The organism is Paenibacillus sp. FSL R7-0331, from assembly GCF_000758645.1.
Classification (GTDB): Bacteria; Bacillota; Bacilli; order Paenibacillales; family Paenibacillaceae; genus Paenibacillus_AQ; species Paenibacillus_AQ camerounensis.
Genome location: NZ_CP009284.1, coordinates 904,402 through 922,865, shown reverse-complemented (window position 1 = coordinate 922,865; position 18,464 = coordinate 904,402). Strand labels below are relative to the sequence as shown.

General features: G+C 52.8%; 15 protein-coding genes. 7 read left to right on the top strand and 8 right to left on the bottom strand.

Annotation, left to right across the window (positions count from 1 at the left end; all coding sequences use genetic code 11):
* Positions 1-2 precede the first annotated feature (2 nt).
* Together R70331_RS03975 and R70331_RS03970 are read left to right on the top strand one after the other, a co-directional pair.
* The gene (locus R70331_RS03975) at positions 3-1,106 is read left to right on the top strand and encodes a GerAB/ArcD/ProY family transporter (protein WP_042173047.1); all 1,104 of its coding nucleotides are present in this window, start codon (positions 3-5) and stop codon (positions 1,104-1,106) included.
* Positions 1,099-2,286, top strand: coding sequence for a Ger(x)C family spore germination protein (locus tag R70331_RS03970; RefSeq protein WP_042173045.1), 1,188 nt, complete (start codon positions 1,099-1,101; stop codon positions 2,284-2,286). The genes R70331_RS03975 and R70331_RS03970 overlap by 8 nt, the downstream gene beginning before the upstream one ends.
* A gap of 105 nt (positions 2,287-2,391) precedes the next feature.
* Here the strand turns inward: R70331_RS03970 and R70331_RS03965 are convergent, their stop codons facing one another.
* Positions 2,392-4,422, bottom strand: coding sequence for a beta-galactosidase (locus R70331_RS03965; RefSeq protein ID WP_042173043.1), 2,031 nt, complete (start codon positions 4,420-4,422; stop codon positions 2,392-2,394).
* Between the two features lie 120 nt (positions 4,423-4,542).
* Here R70331_RS03965 and R70331_RS03960 point away from each other — a divergent pair, with 120 nt between their 5' ends.
* Positions 4,543-5,379: an AraC family transcriptional regulator gene (locus tag R70331_RS03960; RefSeq protein WP_042173041.1), complete on the top strand. Its 837-nt coding sequence runs from the start codon at positions 4,543-4,545 to the stop codon at positions 5,377-5,379.
* Positions 5,380-6,110: 731 nt separating this feature from the next.
* On the opposite strand, the gene R70331_RS03955 is transcribed toward R70331_RS03960, so the two are convergent.
* On the bottom strand, positions 6,111-7,034 hold the full coding sequence (locus tag R70331_RS03955) for a LysR family transcriptional regulator (RefSeq protein ID WP_042173040.1): 924 nt from the start codon (positions 7,032-7,034) through the stop codon (positions 6,111-6,113).
* Positions 7,035-7,224: 190 nt separating this feature from the next.
* Here R70331_RS03955 and R70331_RS03950 point away from each other — a divergent pair, with 190 nt between their 5' ends.
* Positions 7,225-7,464 (top strand): hypothetical protein, encoded by a 240-nt coding sequence (locus R70331_RS03950; protein WP_042173038.1) that lies wholly within the window; start codon positions 7,225-7,227, stop codon positions 7,462-7,464.
* A 77-nt stretch (positions 7,465-7,541) separates the two neighbouring features.
* Here the strand turns inward: R70331_RS03950 and R70331_RS03945 are convergent, their stop codons facing one another.
* The 4 genes from R70331_RS03945 to R70331_RS03930 all read right to left on the bottom strand — a co-directional run bounded on the left by R70331_RS03945 (position 7,542) and on the right by R70331_RS03930 (position 12,814).
* Positions 7,542-9,560 carry a beta-galactosidase gene (locus R70331_RS03945; RefSeq protein ID WP_231576401.1) on the bottom strand — a complete coding sequence of 673 codons (2,019 nt, stop codon included), beginning with the start codon at positions 9,558-9,560 and terminating at the stop codon, positions 7,542-7,544.
* Positions 9,561-9,723: 163 nt separating this feature from the next.
* The gene (locus R70331_RS03940) at positions 9,724-11,031 is read right to left on the bottom strand and encodes an ABC transporter substrate-binding protein (protein ID WP_042173036.1); all 1,308 of its coding nucleotides are present in this window, start codon (positions 11,029-11,031) and stop codon (positions 9,724-9,726) included.
* Between the two features lie 68 nt (positions 11,032-11,099).
* A complete protein-coding gene (locus R70331_RS03935; protein ID WP_042173034.1) occupies positions 11,100-11,933 on the bottom strand; it encodes a carbohydrate ABC transporter permease in 834 nt (277 codons plus the stop codon).
* A complete protein-coding gene (locus R70331_RS03930; RefSeq protein WP_042173032.1) occupies positions 11,933-12,814 on the bottom strand; it encodes a carbohydrate ABC transporter permease in 882 nt (293 codons plus the stop codon). Before R70331_RS03930 ends, R70331_RS03935 begins: the two co-directional genes overlap by 1 nt.
* A 134-nt stretch (positions 12,815-12,948) precedes the next feature.
* Here R70331_RS03930 and R70331_RS03925 point away from each other — a divergent pair, with 134 nt between their 5' ends.
* From R70331_RS03925 to R70331_RS31800, 3 genes are all read left to right on the top strand, one after another.
* Positions 12,949-14,772, top strand: a complete 1,824-nt coding sequence (locus R70331_RS03925) for a cache domain-containing sensor histidine kinase (protein ID WP_042173030.1) — start codon at positions 12,949-12,951, stop codon at positions 14,770-14,772.
* The gene (locus tag R70331_RS03920) at positions 14,769-16,409 is read left to right on the top strand and encodes a response regulator transcription factor (RefSeq protein WP_042173028.1); all 1,641 of its coding nucleotides are present in this window, start codon (positions 14,769-14,771) and stop codon (positions 16,407-16,409) included. The genes R70331_RS03925 and R70331_RS03920 overlap by 4 nt, the downstream gene beginning before the upstream one ends.
* A 140-nt stretch (positions 16,410-16,549) precedes the next feature.
* Positions 16,550-16,645 carry a sporulation protein YjcZ gene (locus tag R70331_RS31800; RefSeq protein WP_197071388.1) on the top strand — a complete coding sequence of 32 codons (96 nt, stop codon included), beginning with the start codon at positions 16,550-16,552 and terminating at the stop codon, positions 16,643-16,645.
* 77 nt (positions 16,646-16,722) lie between these two features.
* On the opposite strand, the gene R70331_RS03915 is transcribed toward R70331_RS31800, so the two are convergent.
* Both R70331_RS03915 and R70331_RS03910 read right to left on the bottom strand, forming a co-directional pair.
* Complete coding sequence (locus R70331_RS03915; RefSeq protein WP_042173026.1) at positions 16,723-17,028, bottom strand: hypothetical protein; 306 nt, start codon at positions 17,026-17,028, stop codon at positions 16,723-16,725.
* 74 nt (positions 17,029-17,102) lie between these two features.
* Positions 17,103-18,278, bottom strand: a complete 1,176-nt coding sequence (locus tag R70331_RS03910) for an SGNH/GDSL hydrolase family protein (protein ID WP_042173023.1) — start codon at positions 18,276-18,278, stop codon at positions 17,103-17,105.
* Positions 18,279-18,464: the final 186 nt, after the last annotated feature.

Below are 18,464 nucleotides of genomic sequence, written 5' to 3'. Positions count from 1 at the left end.
ACATGTTTACCCGTACAGATGACAAAATCACCGCTACACAAGCCGCAATCTTCCTTAATAACACCGTGCTTGGGGCCGGGATTCTGACCCTGCCGCGGGGAGTAAGCGAAGCTGTAAAGACGCCTGATTCCTGGCTGTCCGTCCTGCTCGGCGGTGTTATCGTGATGGCGGTTGTCACCTTGATGGTGAAGATCAGCCAGCAGTTCCCGGGCAAAACCATTTTCCAGTATGCAGGAAGCATCGTCGGTCGGGTTCCCGGTGCACTGCTCTGCCTGCCGCTGGTTCTCTACTTTCTGGTTCTGGCCGGCTTTGAGATTCGTTCGCTGGCAGAGGTCACCTTGTTCTTTCTGCTGGAGGGAACGCCAATCTGGGCCATTATCCTGCCCTTTATCTGGGCGGGGACCTATCTCGTTTACGGCGGAATCAACTCTATCGCCAGGGTGTTCCAGATTGTTTTTCCAATCAGCCTCATGATTCTGATTATCTGCTACGCGCTTAGCCTCCGGCTGTTCGATATCAATAATCTTCGCCCTGTCCTCGGAGAGGGCATTCTGCCTGTCATTCATGGCCTGAAATCAACGGTACTGGTCTACAGCGGATGTGAGGTTGTCATGACACTCGTGGCCTTTATGCAGAGGCCTGAAAAAGCAGTAAAAACAATGCTGATCGGCATCGGCATTCCGGTAGGACTGTATTTTTTGACTGTAGTGATGGTCATTGGCGGTTTATCCATTGATTCGGTTGTAACGAGCACCTGGCCGACCATCGACCTGATCCGCAGCTTTGAAATTACAGGATTTCTCTTCGAACGGATGGAGTTTCCGCTGATGGTCATCTGGCTGATGCAGATGTTCTGCAACTTCTGCAGCTTCTTTTTCCAGGCCTCGCTGGGCATTTCGCAAATCTTCCGGCTTAAGGTACATCCGGTGATTTATATGCTGATTCCGGTCATTTTCATCTCGGCAATGATCCCCAAATCCATTAGTGATGTATTCAGCCTGGGGGATTTTATCGGAAAATCGGGACTCGTGCTGTTCGTGCTGCTGCCGGTGCTGCTCTCCATCATCTGGCTGATCCGCAAGAAAGGATTGAAGCAGCATGTATAGGCGGTTATTGCCGCTTATCCTTTGCCTTTCTCTGCTTGCCGCCACCCAGACCGGATGCTGGAGCAGCAAGGAGATTGAGGATCTTGCGCTGTACACCGGCCTCGCCCTGGATATCGGGGAGCTAACCAAGGCTGAACAGGAGCTTGCCGAAAAAGGGGTTCATTACTCAAAAGAGAACAAGATTACGGCAACGGTCCAGATTGTCCCGGTGAAAACTATAGGTATCCAAGAAAAAAAAGGCAGCCAGCAGTCTGCACCCTATCATAATCTCTCCGGTACCGGGGATTCTGTGCTTGAAATTTTCCGCCAGTACTCCATCCGCAATGACCGCCCGATCGTCGGCCATCACCTTAAGGTTATTGTTGTCTCAGCTGACCTTCTAAAGCGGCAGACTATCGATCAGCTGATGGATTTTGTATTGCGTGATAATGATATCCGTCCAAGCACCATGGTTTTCATCAGCCAGGGCCGGGCAAAGGATACGATGATCTCAAACAATGATGAGGTCCCCTCTTTCCATATCCGGCAGATGATCCGTAATCAGATCAGGACAAGTAAGGTGATGAGCCCGGTCATTTTGTCAGATATGGATGCTCTCATGCACGCCAAGCGCAGCTTCGCACTGCAGAACCTGGTTACCGCAGATGGTGAAACTGAGTTTGCCGGAGCAGCAGTAATCAAGGGGGATACGGGACACTGGGTTGGCAATCTGAGTCAGGAGGACACGGAATGTCTCTCGTGGCTGACTAAAAAAGGCTCCTCTGGTGTAATCAAAGCCTATGACTGGGACAACGAGCCGATGACCTATGAAATGAAAGCAATGAACAGTAAAATCAAAGCCCTGGTAGACGGAGACGAAATTACCTTCAACGTATCTATTGAGACGGAGGGCCGGCTGATTGAAACCTGGAACAGCTCCGGCTTACCTTCCACTGGTGAATATGCAAAAAAAACAAGCGAGGTATTTGAAAAGAAGCTGAAGGAGATGATGGATCATCTAATAGTTAAGCTTCAGAAGGAGTACAAGGCAGATGTGGCCGGTTTCGGGAAGGCGCTCAGCATCCAGCAACCCAAGACCTGGAGAAAAGTCAAGGATCATTGGGACGAGACGTTCAGCAGCTCCACTATTAATATCAAATTTGATCTCAGCATTACGGATTTCGGTGCATTTACCAAGTAGCAGATTTATACGAAAAAACGTCAGGCTTCCATATAAGGAAGTCTGACGTTCTGTTATGAAGGCGTCACGGATGAACGCTATGCAAAGTCTGTTATTGAAACCGCACTAATGCTTATCGGACAAAATCAGCACACCGCGGCCCGGGACAACAGCGGTTCCGCTGTAATTCTTACCGGTAAGCAGATCTGTACGCGCTGTTCCGCCGATATCTGCAGTACATTCTCCTTCATTGTGATTCAGCAGGAACAGATAGGATATGCCATCCTTCACCCGCTGAACGGATTCGACGCCTGCCGGTGCGCTAACCAGCGGCCCGATGCCGTTCTCCTCGGCCAGATTGGCCAGGAAACCATGCAGGAATCCGGCTTCCGGGCTGGAGGCCACATAATAGGCTTTACCTTCGCCGAAGCTGTTAGCGGTCAGCACCGGCATACCTTTATAGAAATCAGAGCCATAATGTGCCAGCACCTCTGCACCCTCAGAATGGATCAGATCACAGAGCAGATTGCATGAATAGGAACCGCGCAGCGCCCCCCACTCGCTCTCCATTACGATTTCGTTGCTCATCTCCGGCAGCAGCGCATCAATCTCTTCCGCCCAGATGCCAAGCACCTTACGCAGCTCTCCCGGATAACCTCCCACAGTAACCAGATCATTCTCGTTGACGATACCGCTGAAGAAGGTGGTCACGAACGTACCGCCTGCTTGGACGAACGCTTCAACCTTCGCGGCAAAGCCCGGCTTGACCATGTACATTACCGGTGCAATTACAACTTTATATTTGGACAGGTTCTCCTCAACACCGATGATGTCGGCTTCAATATTCTGCTGGTAGAGTGCGTCGTAATATTTATGCACTTCTTTTACATAATCAAGGGCTACAGTAGGCCCGCTCGACAGGTCTAGCGCCCAGCGGTTTTCCCAGTCATAAAGAATGCCGATTTGTGCCGCGCTGACGGCATCCAGCAGCTCATCGCCCAGCAGCTCAAGCTCATGGCCCAGCTCTGCACATTCGCGGAACACACGGGTATGCTCATGGCCCACATGCTCGATAACGGCCCCGTGATACTTCTCGCATGCTCCGATGGAGCGGCGCAGCTGGAAGAACAGCACGGTGTCCGCACCGCGTGCTACCGCCTGATAGCTCCACAGCCGCATCACACCCGGGCGTTTCACTGAGTTGTACGGCATCCAGTTCTGCTGGGCCGGCGTCTGCTCCATCAGCATGAACGGCTGGCCGTTCTTCAGCCCGCGCATCAGATCATGCGTCATCGCCGTATAGCTGACCGGAGTATCGAGGGCCGGATAGTTGTCCCAGGAGATCACATCCATATGCTTGGCCCACTCAAAATAATCCAGCTCCGGATAAAAGCCCATCAGGTTAGTCGTCACCGGAATGCTGGTGCTGTGCTCTCTGATTGCTTCCTTCTCCAGCTTGTAGCATTCCAGCAGGCTGTGAGACATAAATCTGCGGTAATCCAGAGAAATCCCCTGGAAATTAGTCCGGTTGCCGTTCCACTCCTCACTCAGCTCATTCGGCACCACAATCTCTTCCCAGTCATAGAAGACATGGCCCCAGAACTTGGTATTCCAGGCTTTGTTCAGCCCGTCCAGTGAGCCGTAACGCTCTTTCAGCCAGACCCGGAAGGCCGCTGCAGACTCTTCGGAATAGTCGTAGCCGCCGTACTCATTGGAGATATGCCAGATCAGCAGTGCCGGATGGTCCTTATAGCGCTCTGCCAGCTTACCGGCCAGCCTGGCCGAATATTTACGGTATACCTGGCTGTTCGGATTGGAGTTATGGCGCCCGCCGAATTTGCGTTTGCGGCCCTGGACATCAACACGGGTCACTTCCGGATACCGGTGCGCCATCCACGCCGGATGAGCCCCTGTTCCTGTAGCGAGACAGACATAAGTTCCATTGTTATATAAACGGTCCATCAGCTCGTCCAGCTCCGAGAAATCATAGGTATCTTCAGAGGGCTGAATCATCGCCCACGAAAACACGTTAATGGTGGCTACATCGATTCCGGCAAGCTTGAACATCCGTTCATCCTCTGCCCATACCGGAGCATCCCATTGCTCAGGATTGTAATCGCCGCCGTACCATATTTTCGGCAGTTTATTATTGATCACTTCTCGCACTTCCTTTATAGTATAAGTATATACTTAGTTTAACCTTTAAACTTACCCCGATAAATATAAAATTCGCGCCATAACATATAATAATATGGCATTACATTGAGGTGACTTATATTGATAGCTTCACCCCCGCGCAGAATTGTATTCGCCCTTGAAGGCGGCGAGCATCTGCCGATTACACTGGACAGCATGGGCTATAATCCGGATCAGGAGGCAGTAACACGGCCGGACGGCTATTATGTATATCACTGGCTGCAGACGGCTTCCGGTGAAGGGATCATTCATTTCGGCGATAAGAAGCTTACCCTGTCCGAAGGCAGCGGTGTGCTTCTTCTGCCGGGAACCCCGCACAGGTATGAGTCACTCTCATCACAGAACTGGTGCACCTACTATCTCACCTTCGGCGGCAGCTCATCCCGGCATATTCTGGAATCCGCCGGCATGCATTCAAATTCTTTTTACCGCTGGGAACATGAGTCGCCGCTGACAGGTATGCTGCAGGATATGCTGGACCGGTATGATGCAGCCGCAGATATGTTCAGTCTGGGTGTGTCCGCCGATGCCTACCGGTTTCTGCTGACGCTTAATAAATACGGGCATTTGCATAACAACGCCTCCATCGCCCGCAATATTGACAAGCTTCAGCCGCTCCTCCAATGGATGGACACCCATTACAGCGATCCCTCCATCGGCCTGTACGATCTTGCTGCACAGCTGGATGTGTCCGGCCGTTATCTCAACAGCCTGTTCCTGCAGACCTTCGGGCTCGCCCCGTATGCTTATTTCGTACGCCTGCGCATCCGCAAGAGCAAGGAACTGCTCGTAAGCAAGCCGGCGATGACCGTCAAAACCATCTCGGGGCTTGTCGGCTTCCGCGATGTCAGCCACTTCGTGGCCACCTTCCGCAAGCAGTCCGGCACAACGCCGGACCAGTTCCGGCGGCTGCACTGACCGTTCCAGTACAGATAACATTTTTTTTGCGGAAAATTCGTGCGCACTGCGGAACAAGTTGAGTGGCGGTAGGCTGATTGAGCTGGTGGCAGGCTGGGACCGGTAGGCTGATTGGGCTGGCGGTAGGCTGGACCGGTAGGCTGGGACCGGTAGGCTAATTGAGCTGGTGGCAGGCTGGGCCAGGGGGGGAATCGGGCAGATTCAAAGGCAGACATGCCTTTGATTTGGGCTGATTGGGGAAATTTGCAGATTCGTGAGCAGGATTGCCTTTGAATCCGGTTGGGCCGGCTTTTGGACTGATTTAACGGCAGACATGCCTTTGATTTCGGCTGGGCCGGGCTAACGGATCTTGTTTCCGCCTTCAGGTGGGGTTCTCTCAGAACAAATAAGCGCATAACCGCCGGAGCTGGCTCGCACACTTACTTCAAAAATAATTAGGTGGATTTTCGCCACCTATTAAACTAGAAATGTATCATTTTCACTAGTTAGATGGAAATATGCCATTTAATTCTACCGAAATGCCTCTTAGAGAGCGAATTGGACATATTTAGATGTACTTTTTCCAACTAAGTTCCCTATTTATAGTCGTAGAAGAGAATTAGGCGGCGAAATTCCACCTAATTATAAGAAGCCGAGCTGAGCAGGGCACCGCCACCCGGATAATGACTCCGGGGGCTGGTGCCCTGCTTCAATGCTTCAGCTGTCGCGTTTTCCGTTATATCAAGGCTCCCTTATTTACCCGCATCCACTGCCCTGTTCTCAGCAGCAGAATGCTCTTCGCTGCAGACCGCCTCCGGGAGATGTACCTTGACCACTTCAATGAACTCGCGGAAGGCGCTGGTCATATACAGGTCACGCCGCCGGATGAACACGGTAGGCACCTCTGCATAGCGGTCCGGGAACGGGTAGCAGGAGATCCCCTGCGTGATATTCATCCGCTTGAAGTAGGATACCGGCAGCACCGCGTATCCGATCCCCGCCCGGACACAGGCCATCAGGCCTTCCATCGTCCCGAATTCCATTACCTTGCCCAGCTTGAGCCCATCCTCCCTTAGCCATGCCTCTAGCCTCATGCGGTACAGACATTCCGCATTCAGCATCAGCAGCGTCTGCCCTTGAACCGAATGCAGGCCCTCGTATCCCATACTATCCGGAATAATCAGCCCCAGCTGCTCCTTTATAACCAGCTCCTGCTCAATCTCCGGATGATCGACAGGCCCGTCCAGGAAAGCCCCGTGTACATTATGCTGGAGCACAGCCTCAATGAGGTCAGCCGGCCGGCAGATCTGCAGCTGCACCTCAACGTCGGGGTAACAGCCGCGGTAAGCAGACAGGATGACAGGCAGCCGGACAGCAGCAGTCGTATCCGAGCCGATCATAATGGTACCTTTGGGAACCGGAGAATCCAGCACCGCCTGCTGCGCTTCCTCCATCAGCTTAAAGATCCGGACTGTATATTCAAGCAGTGTCTGTCCTGCTGAGGTGAGCGTGATACCCCGGCTGTGCCGGTAGAAAAGCGGTGTCTTCAGCTCCTGCTCCAGCTGCTGAATCCGCGCAGTTACATTCGATTGTACATAGCTCAGGCTTTGTGCGGCTTTGGAAATGCTCCCTTCCTTAGCCACTGCCTGAAATACCTTAAGCAGACCTATATCCATAACCGCATTTCTCCCTCCGGAAGCAGCCATCAGTTCCAGTGATGCCCACCATCATTTCCCTTCATTATACAAGAAATGCTGCAGGGAATATGATGGAAATATAAAAGATGACTGCGCTGTCAGCAGCAAACGCGGGTTTACGAAGTGAAGCTAAGCAGCCCCGCCCACAAACCTTTAAGGAGTGAACAAAATGGACAATAAGCGTTGGAGCTTTAAGGTGCCCGGAGGCCAGGAAGGCAGCGAGAAGGCTATCGATATCAGCCAGATCACAAGTGTATATGAGTTGCTTGCCATTATGCGTGGTGAAGAGGACGCTCAGCAGTCCGGCCCTGAAAGCAGACCGCAGATTGCCCCAGTTCCCCTTTCACGCCGCATAGGCAATAAAGACAGCAAAGACAGCAAAGGCAGAAGACGCCACCCTTCAGCGTGAGTCCTGCCTTAACCCGATAAGAGCCCAGCCCGGCATCAGCCAGGCTTGGGCTCTTTTAACATTAATGCTAGCCGGTGCTACCCTTCCAGCTCCAGAATTTCAACCCCATAAGGAGCAAGCAGCAGTAAGCCTGAACGTGCCTCTCCGCTAAACGCGCAGCGGTAATCCCGGTCCAGCGGTACCGCCTGCTCTGTCCGGCTGAGATTCAGCAGGAACAGGAAGCTGCCGTTCTCTCCGCTGCGGACAGAGGCCTGAACGCCCTCCGGCAGACCGGCGAAGCGCCGCAGCCCGTGCGCCGCAGCCAGACTGCCCAGCAGTCCCGACCAGTAACGCTCCTCGGCATGAGTCCCGAGGTAATACACCTCGCCTTTGCCGAAGCGGTTAACGGTGATTGCCGGAGTACCGGCATAGAAATCATCGTGATACCAGGCGATAGGCTCTGCGGTCACCGGAGTGAGCAGATCGCACCACTGGCTGCAGGCAAAGGTGTCACTCTCCTGATCTCTGATTACATGAGCATCACCGCCGACCGGATCATACTCGTGCACCCAGACTCCGGCGGCGCGGCTCAGAAGACCCGGCAGCGGCTGCATGACACACACATTGTCCATGTTCTTTACTCCCGTCCGGTTCGTCAGAATCAGAGTACCGCCGGCAATTGCAAAGTCCTCCAGCTGTCCGGCCAGTTCCTCGCCAAGCAGATACAGGCTTGGTGCAATAACCAGCTTATAGCCGTCAAGCGGCTCGCCTGCCCGGATCACATCGCAGCCGATGCCAAGCCTTGTCAAGGCCCGGTGAATCAGCTTGATGTTCTCATAGTAATCGAACCCTTCAGCCTGCGGCTGGATATCCAGCGCTGCCTTCTGCTCGTGAGAATGCAGGATGGCCACTTCAGCTTTAAGCACCGTTCCCTTGAGCTTACCGCTCAGCTGGTTCACCTCACGGCACAGCTGTGCAAATTCAGTGAATCTGCGCCCTGGCACATTGCTGTGGTCAATCAGCCCGTGCCAGTACTGCTCGGCACCGGCAACCGCGCTTCTCCAGCGGAAATGAACAACCGTATCTGCCCCTCTGGCAATGCTCTGCCACGCATAAGCGCGGATAAATCCGGGATGCGGCGTACGCCACATCGGCATCCAGCATCCCGGCGGTCCGCTAAGCTGCTCCATAATCCAGAAATTGCTCCGCTTGATCCCGCGGGTCACATCCAGCGACAGCGCCCCGCTGTAAGGGGTCGTCGCCTGCTTATCCGGCGATGTGTTCGGATAATAGTCAAAGGAGGCCACATCCAGATCCGCACCGACCGCATACATATCCAGCCGCTGCGGATAGCTATGGAAGTTGTGGGTAACGAAATGCCCCGGACATTCAGCGCGCAGCACCTCAAGCTGGGTCTGCTGGAACTTCACTACCGAGTCCCACTGGAAGCGCTGGAAATCCAGCAGCAGCGAGGGATTCTGGAACTTAGATCCGCCATAAGGCACCGTCAGCTCCTTCCAGTCACTGTATTCTCCGCTCCATACCACTGTTCCCCACTCAGCATTTACCCTCTCCAGACTGCCGTACTTGTCCTGAACCCAGCTGCGGAACTCCGTATTGCAGGCATCGCAGTGACAGTCAATCATCCCGAATTCGTTGTCGGTCTGCCACCCGATCACCGCGGGATGCCCGCTGTAATGGCGGGCCAGCTGCTCCACAATCCGCGTCCCGTATTGCTTCAGCGACAGGCTGTTATAGCAGCGGTGTCCGCGCACACCCGGATGATAGATCTGCCCGTCAGCAAATACCGGCAGTACATCAGGATAACCCGTTGTCAGCCAGCGCGGCGGCGTTGCTGTAGGCGTTCCGATAACCACCTGCATGCCATAGCTGTGCAGCAGATCAATCGCCCGGTCAAGCCACACAAATTCAAAGCGCCCTGCTACCGGCTCCAGCCTGCTCCAGGCAAATTCGGCCACCCGGACCACCCGGACGCCCGTTTCCTTCATTAACCGCATATCCTCTTCCCACAGGGACTCATCCCAATGCTCAGGATAATAGTCAACCCCAATCTGAACGTTGCTGTAATCACTCTTTTCCATACTGTAACCGTTCATTCCCATTCCCTCCCTCACCTAACCTGCATAGTTCCATCATACCAAAAAGGCGCCCCCGCCTCACATCACTGATGCGAGAGGCGGGAGCGCCCCGGCAAATCCACTTCCTTAATCCAACTTTAACGGTCCTTTATAGGACTCTATATTTCATTGCAGAAATCCTTTACTTCTTCAGCTTGTCCCAAGCGGCCTGCATAGCTGTTTCCCAGCCAGCCTGATCAACCTTGCCTGCGATCAGCTGCTGGATTACGCTTGCGAATTCCTGGGTTACACCGTCAGGGAACTTGGAGGACTGCAGTCCATAGACTTTGCCTTCCTGCACGTATTTGAATACGTCGGAACCAAGATCGCCGATATCTTCAGGTGTTGCTTCGATTGTGGACAGGGCAGGGATGAACTTCCATTTTTTCGTGATATATTCTTTACCCATGTCGGAAGTTACGAGCCAGTTCAGGAACGTTTTAGCTTCTTCTTTGGATGCGGAATCCTTGTTCACAACCAGGTTGGCCGGAATCCCTACAGTCATCTTGTCGTTCTTCTCTGCATCATCGTTGATCGGCATAGGGAACATACCGATGTTCATGTCCGGAGTGATGTTATCAACCAGCGTCTGTGCCCAGTTGCCTTCCTGCATCATCGCCGTTTCACCGTTAGCGAACATAGCCAGGTGAGTGTTGGCATCGGTAGTCAGCGGGTTCTTTTGACCGTATTTCACAGTCAGGTTCAGCAGGTCGCTCCAGTCCTTGAACACCTGGTTGCCGACGATCGAAGCCGTTCCGCCGTTCAGACCGGCGATGAATTCATCTACATTATCCTGCTGTGCAAAAGCTACGCTAATCCCCTGGTTACCCAGCAGCCACCACTCCTGATAAGCGTTACCGAATGGAATGACGTCGATTGCCTGCAGCTTTTTAGCCGCTTCTTCCAGCTCAGTGATGGTCTTAGGTGTTTCAGTGATGCCTGCTTTTTCGAACAGGTCCTTGTTATAAACATAACCGATACCTTCAAGGTTCATAGGCATCCCGTAAGTTTTGCCGTCCTTGGTCATTGGCTCAGCGGCCAAAGGAATCAGATCCTTCACCCAAGGCTGGTCGGACAGGTCCTCGAGCTTGTCTCCCCACAGTTCCATTTCCGCATAACCGCCGTTTGAGAAAATATCAGGCGCATCGCCGGAAGCGAATTTCGTCTTCAGGGCTGCCGCATAGTCTGCACCGCCGCCGACAGTCTGGATGTCCAGCTTGATGTTCGGATACTCTTTTTCAAATTCGACCTTCAGCTCATTCAGGCCTTCTACGATTTCCGTTTTGAACTGGAACACCTTAACCGTTTTCACTTCACCGGAGCCGGAGTTGCCAGCGCTTCCATTTTGTGCGTTATTTGAAGCCGTATTGTTATTGCCGCCGCAAGCCGCGAGCACAACAGACATCAGCATTACGCTGGACATCATTACTGCAGTACGTTTCTTATTCATTCTATTTTCCCCCTTGATAAAATTAAATGCTGGATACAATCTATGGAACGAAGGATTCGAAGAAGGGATTAACCCTTCACCGAACCCGCCGCGATTCCCTCAACAATGTAACGCTGCATGAACAGATAGAACACAACAATTGGGGCTACACCGAGTGTCAGCGCCGGAAGCGCCATATCCCACTGCTTCGTATACTGGCCGAAGAACGAGAACGTTGCCAGCGGAATGGTCCGCAGCTCAGGTGCCTGAAGAATCAGTGACGGCAGCAGATAGTCATTCCAGATGCCCAGTGCATTCAGTACGATAATCGTCATCAGCATCGGCTTGAGCAGCGGAAGTACAATCCGGAAGAACACTGTAAGCGGGTTACAGCCGTCAACCGTTGCCGCTTCTTCAATCTCCAGCGGTACGGATTTGATGAATCCGTGGAACAGGAAGATCGCCATCGGAATGCTGAGACCCAATTGGGCCATCACCAGACCGGCAATAGAATTATTGACACCCAGGAAGTTAACCACCTGCAGAATCGGAATCATGATGGTCTGGAAAGGTACAACCATTGCTGCTACGAACAGCAGCAGCAGGACCCGGTTGAACTTCGAATCTGCACGGACCATCCGGTATGCCGCCATTGCAGCGAACAGGGCGATCAGGATTACACAGATCACTGTAATGATAATCGAGTTCCGGAAAGCTTCCGAGAAACGGGCCAGCTTCCAGGCCTGCGCGTAGTTGGACCAGACGAATTCGGACGGCCAGGCCGCCGCATTGCTGAGAATTTCCCCGAACGATTTCACTGAGTTAGCCAGCAGGAAATAGAACGGTGACAGGAACAGCAGGCCGAGGAGAATCATAATGATTTCCAGGCCGTAATTCCACTTGCCCTTGCCTTCGGTTTTCATTACGCTTCAACCTCCTTGCTCTTCGTAATCCGTACCTGAATGACTGTGATGATGGCCACGATCAGGAAGAACAGCAGTGCTTTTGCCGTACCCAGTCCATATCGGTTGTTCAGGAAAGCTTCGTTATAGATGTTCATCGCTACAGATTCTGTAGACTTGAACGGTCCGCCCTTGGTCAGGGACAGGTTGAGGTCGAACATTTTGAAGGACCAGGATATGGCCAGGAACAGTCCGACTGTTACAGCAGGCATAATCAGCGGAACGATGATGTTGCGCAGCACCTGGCTGCGGGAGGCGCCATCGATTTGCGCTGCTTCCAGTACTTCTTTGGATACGTTGTTAAGGGAAGCAATGTAGATAACCATCAGGTAACCGGAGGACTGCCAGACGAATACAATGACGATAGCCCAGAAGCCGGTTGTTGCATCGCCGAGCCATGGAAGATTGAAGAAGGACCAGCCGGTCAGATCGCCCATAGTGGCGAATCCTTTGATGAAGATAAACTGCCATATAAATCCAAGCAACAGGCCGCCGATTACGTTAGGCATAAAAAAGATAGTCCGGAGCATGTTGCGTGTCTTCAGTGCCTTGGTCAGGAAATAGGCCAGGAAAAAGCCTACTACGTTGGTCAGCACAACCCCCAGCAGCGTAAACCGCACGGTGAACCAGAAGGATGACCAGAAATCCGAATCATTTGTAAAAATCATTTTAAAATTGTCAAAGCCTACCCAGGCCACATTCCCGGATACGCCGTTCCAGTCGGTGAATGAATAGTACATCCCCATCACAAACGGGATAATCATGACGATCGTAAAGAACAATAATGCCGGGCCAACGAAGAAAAGCTGTTGACCGAGATGGGACAACTTATTGCCGCGCATATATTGGCCCCCCCTTTCTTTTACTCACTTACTTGTTTATGATCTATTCATATTATCCGTTTTTTTGCGGACCGCTTACACCTACGCAAGTGATCTTTAAGGTGTAAAATATTGATCGGATGTGACAAGAATCGATGAAATGGAACAATATCCGCACCAAACTGATCGTTTATTTACTCCTCCCGACCCTTGTCTGTATTATGGCGACGATGTACATCAGCTATTCCTACACGACCCAATCCTTGCGGACACGGGCTGTCGACGAGAACAAAAATCTGCTCTACCAGGGCTACAAAAATATCAACAGCCTGATCCAGGAGATCAACCGGCTGTCGCTGAGTGTGTATTCCGACTCTGATTTTTACCGCCTGCTTGAAGCCGGTTATGATGACCTGTCCTCTGATATTGCCATTTATAATTCACTTAGCTACATCTCCACTTCACTGCCCAATATCTCGCAGGTCTATTTATACGGCGTCAAGGACGGCAAAGCCACGCTGATCACCGACAATACTACACCCAAGCGCTGGCTGGGGAGCCCTCCCTATGAAGATTCCAATCTGACGGACAGCTCTCCGGTCAAGGTGCAGAGCACCCACATCAGCAATGTCTACGGACTGGCTCTTCCGCTGACCCAGTTCGTTCCCGAGCCGGTCTTTACCTTTCACCGCAGAATTGAGCGTATTCCTTCTTCGGAAGCACTCGGTTACCTCTCGATTGACATCAAGCTGGCGGCGCTGACTGAGATTGTTGAGCAATTGTACGAGCAGGACCAGGAGAACCTGTATCTGGTGGACAGTGATGGTACGGTCGTCTACGGACGGGATGAAGCCGAGCCCGGCAAACCGCTGAATGCAGGCTGGTACAGCAGGCAGATTGCCGCGAATGCCGAGCCTCAGGGGTATTTTGAGGAAGGCGGATCAGTCTTTATTTATCAGAAAATCGAGAGCACCGGCCTGAGCTGGACGCTGATCAAGCGAATCCCTGTCTCCTACCTGTTCCGTGAAGCTAAGGAAGCTGCCGGCATCAATATTATGCTGCTGTTCCTGCTGATGAGCATGATCATTGCCCTGACAGTCCTGATCTCCTTCCGGATCACGGCCCCGATCAAGCAGCTGACCCGGTACATGAACCAGGTGCGGACAGGGAATCTGGAGGTCGATATCCGCCCGGCGGGCAACGATGAGATCGGTGTGCTGACCGAGCATTTCCGCAGCATGATGGACACGATCAACAATCTTATTTTGCGCGAATACCGGCTTGAGCTGTCCAACAAAACCAATGAGCTGAGGGCGCTGCAGTCACAGATTAATCCGCATTTCCTGAACAATACGCTGCAGATTATCGGTACGCTGGCTCTTGAGATGAAGGTTCCGCAGATTTACTCCCTGCTCTCGGCGCTGGCTAAGATGATGCGGTACAGCATGCATAACGATGAAAAGATCGTCACAATCAAGGATGAGCTGGAGCATGTCAAGGCTTATATTGAGCTGCAGCGGGAGCGTTTTGAAAATAAGTTCACTTTCCGCTACGATATGAATGAGCCTTTGCTCGGTACACTGATGCCAAAAATGATTCTTCAGCCGATTGTTGAGAATTACTTCAAGCACGGCTTTAATCTGTCCCGGACGGATGGATTTATTGAGATAACTGCTAACAGACTGGACGGCGGACGGATGGAAATGATCATTCGGAACAACGGTACAGCCATCCCTTCAGCCAAGCTGGAGAGGCTGCGCCAGGAGCTCACCCGCCCTGATCCCCTTGACGTTTCTCTGCTAAAAAACAGCGAGGAGAGACGTGATGCCCCCGGTGCAGGCATCGGCCTCGGCAATGTGCTGGCCCGCCTGCGGCTCGTCTGCGGGGAGGATGCTTCGCTTACTGTGGACAATCTGCCTGAAGGCGGGGTAATGGTCAGACTGGAATTTGAAATACAAACGGAGAGTGAACGCATATGAAGGCGCTGATTGTGGATGATGAGGCAAGAGTCAGGAAGGCGGTCCGGCTGCTGGTCGACTGGGATGGTCATCAGATTGGGGAGATTATGGAGGCCGGCAGCGGCAATGAAGCGATCGAGCTGATCCGTGAGCACAAGCCCGGGCTCGTCATTATGGATATGATGATGGAATCCGGCAGCGGCATTGAGCTGATGACCTGGGTCAATGAATTCGCCGGGAATACGAAGTTTATTGTTGTCAGCGGGCACAACGATTTCGACTTTGTGCGTGAGACGGTCCGCCATGGAGGAATCGATTATATTCTCAAGCCGATTGAGCCGGAGGCTATCAATACAGCTGTCGGCAAAGCGGTCGCCGCCTGGCGCTCCGAGGCGGAAGAGCGCAGCCAGCGGCAGCGGCAGAGCATCCGGCTGAACGAGATCAAGCCGATCTACGGCGAGCGGCTGCTGTCCGCACTTATTGATGATCCGGTCACTGCAGAGGCTACACTGCGACGGCTGGTTGCCGAGGGTGTTATTCCCGGCAGTGCCGGAGCTGCCCGTCTGCTGCTGGTACAGACCGATGCCGGCAATAACCCGCTGCTGCGGCGTTTCGGCGGCGACAGCGAGCTGCTCTATTATGCCATCGTTAACATCTGCAACGAATTTCTGCAGCCGCAAGGCAAAGGCACTGCCTTCCGCTACTGGGGCGGTCCGCCGGAAATCGCCATCCTGCTGTGGGATGTACAGGAATCCGTCACAGAGCTGATCGGCAAGATTAATCAGGGTCTGTTCCATACCCTGCAGCTGCGGATGCACTTCGGCATCAGCCCGGCAGGAAGCCTGCCCGGCCGGCTTGCCTCACAGCGCATAGAAGCTGCCGAAGCCCTGCTGCGCCGCAATCTGCTGCGGCATGAGGATTACAGCCACTTCAGTGTATCCTCGGGAGAATACCGGCAGGATGTGGTCGCAGCCGGAGCCAGGCCGATCTTTGCCGATGTCCAGGAGGACTGGAAAATGGCGGTTGTCAGCGGCAACATGGACGCGCTGTCCGCCGCCGCTCAGCATTGGACCGAGGAGTTCAGCCGCAGCGGCGTCATCACGCCCGAGATGCTCGGCTCCTGGAAAGCGGATGCCCTCCTGTTCCGCTCACGCCTCGTCCGCGAAGCGCTGGGCAGCCAGGCCGAAAGCGCTCTGGCAGAGCTGGAGCTTGCCGACCGTGATAACCCTGCTCCTTATGCGACAGGCTACTCCTTCTCATTGTTCGCCTGGCGCGACTGGTCCTTCAGCCTGATGCTGAGCCTGTCCCGGGTGCTGTCAGCCGGACAGGTCAAGGAACGCAATCCGCTGACTGAGATCGTTAAATATATCGACCAGAACTACCAGTCCGACCTCTCACTGCAGGAGGTTGCCGGTAAATTCTATGTCAGCCGTGAGTATATTTCCCGCAAGTTCAAGCAGGAATACGGCATTAATTTTACCGACTATATCGGCTCTGTGCGGATTGAAAAGGCCAAGCTGCTGCTGCAGAATCATAACTTGAAGCTGTCGCAGATTTCGGAAATGGTCGGCTTTCATGATGTGAAGTATTTCAGCAAGGTATTTAAGAAGCAGACCGGAGTTACGCCTAAGGATTACCGGATACAGGCTACCCTCTAGTATCCGGCAGGACATGATAAACAACACAGCCGGTTGCTTACTCCTTCACAATTTCATTTAACAGGTCAAACGTCTATGCAATGAAGACAGATGCTGCATAAGATGGGTTTGTAAGATGATGTTGCGGAGGAGGTAATACGATGAGCGGTTGTGCAAATGTAGGCGGTATGTTTACTTCAACTACTACTATTCTGGTACTTTACATTCTGCTGGTAATTATCCTCAAAACATTTTAGTAACCAAAAGCTAAGCAGCAAGAAGCCAGGCAGCCGTACATCGGCTGCCTGGCTCCGCTAGTGCTGCACCAGAGTAATTAAGTATACAGAAGTGTAATCACCAGCAGCTCATACAGCACAAGAGTAAGAATGGCCTCGTCGCTGCTTCCGAAAAAAGCCCGCTGTCCCCCATGCTGCTGTACCCCCAGATAAAATAAACCCCGGTCACAGCCCAGAATTCTCCCTGTAACTATCTGTCCGTCCATCGTCTGCACCTGTACAAGCTGATTAACATGCTGTCTGCATATATGGTGTAAATGATGTCTGACTGACTTCAGATTCTGTACATATTGATTATCCGCCTGATACAGTACTCTCTGCTGCATCCCTGCCTGAATCCCCATTGTAAGCACACTACCTTCCTGTTCAAAGTACTACATAGTATGCCTGCTCCGCTTCCAGGGTTCGTTGCTTTACTTCACTTTGTCTGGCCGTACCAGGCCAGAAAAGCATCAGCTACCGCCTTGCCGGCGTGACCGTTCGGATGCGGGTCGAATTCATTGCTCATGTATTCCGGACGAATCCGGTGCTCCAGCGGGGAAGGCTCCGATAATACAGCCGCGATGTCGAATACCCGGTCTACGCCAGCTGGAGGATTGTTACGGATCACCGCATTTACCGCGCGCCAGTAGGTCTCCCGCTCCTCCGCGAAGTTGAACGGGGGCACGGTGCTGAGTATAACTGCGGCTGCCGGATTTGCCGTCTTCATTCGTGCAATAATATGCGTCAGGTCACCGATCAGCTCATCCGCCGTGCGCTTACCGATATCAAGGTCATTAACACCAAGCACCATCAGCACCTCATCACCCTGCTTCGCCTTGTTCAGCCACGGGCCGTCCGTTGCGACATCATAGGCTCTGCCCCAGCCTGACCCGATATTCCACAAGCCGTACTCTGTGCCCAGCCCTTCCGCGATGCGGGCAGCCCAGTAAGTATAGGCATTCTTCTCCGTACGCACACCCTGGGTAATGGAATCGCCCAGAAAGACAAGCTTCTTGGCTACCTGCTTCTTATAGCCAATATAGCTTGGGGCTACCAGCAGCTTCTCCGACTCCGTGAATCCCTCAGCGGTCTCATTGCCTGCCAGGCTGCCTTCAGCATCATATCCGCTGACCAGCATATCCTCAACGTTATACGGGAAAGACTTGCCCGGCTTCAGCGTCCTGATCGTCCAGGTGAACACCAGAAAGTGACCCTCCGGCAGCTCTAGTTCAGCCGCGTCGCTCCAGAAGCATTCGCCGGGAGCAACCAGCCGGGAGCCTGCTCCGGCAAAAGTGACTGCGACCTGCGATCCCGGCGTTACTGTACCGTCCGGAACCAGTCCGCCGTCAGCAATATAAGCGGCTTCGATCTCCCACTCTCCGCCCGGCTCGCTGCCTGTTGCCTCCTGGCCCTGATCCCAGGTGGAATCAACACTGTTGCTGTGCCAGAACTTCAGCGTCAGGCTGCCATTTTCCCGCAGGCGCACATAAGTCCGGTATGTATGAGTAAACGGCTCTGCTGTATTCATAATATAATTAGCTGCGGCAGATACTGCTGTTGCCGATGAGTAATCGGCCTGGCTGAGTACTCCGTCGTTATCTTTAATGTTCATATTCATTTCTCCTATTCTGTTACGCTGCAGATCCAATAACCTATAATCGGACTCCAACATTTAGTTGGATTTTCGCCACCTAATCTCAACATTTCTCAACATTTGCAATTATTAATTGAAAAATAGCCACTTAATTTAGCCCATAAGCCCATAAAAGCCGTAAACTGTATAATTAAGTAACCTTTT